Raw genomic sequence first — 1,973 nt, forward strand, 5'->3', positions numbered from 1 at the left:
ATACTGATAACTGTCCAACCACGGTCATCGGCCACATCAAAAACATTAATATCATCCTCGGACTTTTTATCGTATGGACAGTCAATGTCAGGGTTATCAACAGCATATGGACATTCGCGGGGATCATCGTGGTGAAGCAGTACCATTAAAGCTGGACCAATGCTATCATCAGTGTAGTCAAGCATTTGTAAATCACCACTGGAATTACCAACTGCCATAATTGGTTTTTTACCAATGTAGCGTTCAATTCCCACTGGTTTACCTGGTCCATCGTTAATGGGTTGCACCAGTTCTGGCTTCCTAACCAAGAGATAAGATCCATCGCCTTGGGCGATATATTCTGTTTGGACGGTCGTACCAATGACGTTTTCAGGGGGAATACCATAGGCATCTTCGGCAAAGGAGCGAATGAAATCAAGTCCTCCCCCAGAGCAAATATAGACCTTGAAATCATTACTTTGGAGATAATTGACCAGTTCAACCATGGGCTGGTAAGTCAGCTCGATGTATGGCACTCCAAGGTATGGGTGCAAAGAGTTATCCAGAAAGTCCCTAGCCTTCTGTTTATACTCTTCCGGTGTTAATGGCTCCGGTTGGATATATTCTAGGGTGATATCCTTTACCATGACATCCTTTTCAGTTAAAGAAGGAAGTTTTTGAAGAGCTGGCAATGCATTACTTAGCCTATATTTGATAAATGACTCCTGAATATATTCTGGTTTTTCAGTCCACAGGGTTCCATCATTATCAAAGGTGGCAATGCGATCGCTAGGAGGAACGTAGTTATCACTGTTGGGATTGGTAACGTCTTCCACAAAGTTAACAATGGTTTGCTTAGTCGCACAGTCATTCCAAGACACTAAGGGGTCATAGTCCGCAGCAGCAGGGGGACATCCCACAAAGCTTCCTAGGCAAAAGACTGATAACAGAATCGATAGGAAAACTAAAAACGTTCTTTTTTTCATGAGCTAAGACTTCTGTAGTGTAATTGCTGAGCAGCTTATTGCCAATTAAGGCTATTTTTATGGAGCCAACTGATCTTGTGAATACAAACTATTGCCAAGTAGTTATGGTCAAGGCTGGTTGGCAGGCGTCACTGATGGGCAGATTTGCCATCAAGTGACGCCTTGATTGTCCAGCTAGGGGTGGCACTTAGCCAGTAAAGACTTAGTGCTATAGCAGTCGCCAGGGTAATTAGGACATGACAAAAGTCTCAAACTACAGTATGGCAAGAGTTTAACTTCTGACTTCTGACTTCTGACTTCTGACTTCTGCTATATACCCTACTGAGCAGCTTAATCCAATGCCATATTCTTGAGCTCTTCTATTAGCTCCTGCACAACAAGATTGACGCTAAAAGATGCGGGACGTTGACTAGGTGGAAATTCCGTGAAGGTATCCAGGAATTTAGCCATATATGCTACGGCTGGACCTAGCAAGTAAGTGCGTTCGAAGCGCCAGTCTAGGTAATAGTCAGACTCGAAGGGAGCTCTCTCAAAGGGATCGCGACGCAGATTAAGGATCATGGGAACCCTCAAATTTACATAGGGTTCCTCCCAAGTATCAAAACCTAGAGCTCGCTGTTCGGCAAAAATTATCTTCCAATCTTTAAACCGGAGTGCCGATGGGTAAGCATCATCAGTGAAATAGTAGAACTCTTCACGAGGCCCTTCAGGAAGTTCGTTTTCAGTACCTAGACTTGATAGATAGGGTAAGAAGTTATAGCCGTCTAGATGAACCCGGAAATGCTTACCGTTCCCAGCGTTGTAACCCTCAACATCAGCTAGCTGTTCCTTGATATCGTCCACACCAACTGCAGCCATGAGCGTGGGCAACATATCTTGGAGAGACATGATTTCGCTGGAAACCAAACCCGGTTGGATATGACCAGGCCATTTGATCATAGCGGGCACGCGGAAACCACCTTCCCAGTTAGTTACTTTTTCGTTACGGAAAGGACTTATGCCGCCGTC

General features: G+C 44.5%; 2 protein-coding genes. Both read right to left on the bottom strand.

The window, feature by feature from the left end:
• Positions 1–965: HAD family hydrolase (locus F6K38_RS40495; RefSeq protein WP_287360497.1), on the bottom strand; the 965-nt coding region annotated here is incomplete at its 3' end.
• A 330-nt stretch (positions 966–1,295) separates the two neighbouring features.
• A partial coding sequence (locus tag F6K38_RS40500) for a sulfatase-like hydrolase/transferase (RefSeq protein ID WP_287360498.1) occupies positions 1,296–1,973 on the bottom strand: 678 nt, incomplete at its 5' end.

The organism is Moorena sp. SIO3B2 (assembly GCF_010692525.1).
In the GTDB taxonomy this organism is placed as follows: Bacteria; Cyanobacteriota; Cyanobacteriia; order Cyanobacteriales; family Coleofasciculaceae; genus Moorena; species Moorena producens.